Source organism: Culturomica massiliensis, assembly GCF_900091655.1.
Taxonomy (GTDB): domain Bacteria; phylum Bacteroidota; class Bacteroidia; order Bacteroidales; family Marinifilaceae; genus Culturomica; species Culturomica massiliensis.
In genome coordinates, this window is record NZ_LT594615.1 from 1 (window position 1) to 894 (window position 894).

An 894-nucleotide genomic window follows, 5' to 3' on the forward strand; every position below is an offset into this window, starting at 1 on the left:
GAGGAGGGTATCGCGAGCAAGAAGCGTTACCGTACGGTGGAGATCGGGGGTAAGTGCTGGTTTGCCGATAACCTGAACCGTACGCTGGCGTCGGGTCAGTCGGGGGCGGTGAAGTGTTACGGTGATGCGGAATCGAATTGTGACACTTACGGACGTTTGTATAACTGGCTGGCAGCGACACAGAACGATGCTACGGCCGGTGTGCAGGGTATTTGTCCTACGGGCTGGCATTTGCCGACGAATGACGAGTGGGTGGCAATGTTGCAGTCTACGGGAGGAGAGGTGAATGTAGAGGGTAACGGCCGGGGATTGAAGAGTACGCTGAATTACTGGCGTCCGGTGACGGCAGAGGGTCAGATCGGGACGAATGAGGACGGATTTGCGGGATTGCCGGGAGGAGGATTTTTTTGGACGTATAATTTAAATGCCAGTTACGATGGCACTTATGGTGGTTTTAATGCCAGAAACGGATATAACGATATAGAGGATCAGGCTTGGTGGTGGACGTCAACAAATAAGCCGCAGGTGTGGATCACGGCTCATGGGGGAAGCGGGGATTACGGTACTTTGACGATGCCTTATTACGTGCGTTTCGACAGGGTGAGCAATACCTTATTCACGAATGTGGTCACGGCATGGAGCGGGCATAATTACGGATATTTGAATTCCATATTTTGCGGAAGTGAGTATCATTATTTTTTGGCGGGAAGTGTCGATTGGACACTGGATGCCGGATATAATCTAAATGCCCGGACAGCTATCCGGACTAATTTTTATTTCAGTGTTCGTTGTGTTAAGGATTAATAAAACGGTAGTAGCGTAAAATGATAAAGGGGAGATGATGAATCGGTTAGTAAAGATATTGTTTTTTATGTTTGCGGTTGTGGGCACGGT

1 protein-coding gene is annotated in these 894 nt (G+C 49.2%); it reads left to right on the forward strand.

The annotated features are described in order from the left end of the window. Window positions 1-804 (forward strand): FISUMP domain-containing protein (locus BN8908_RS00050; protein WP_276525966.1); only part of this gene is annotated, 804 nt, incomplete at its 5' end. Window positions 805-894: the final 90 nt, after the last annotated feature.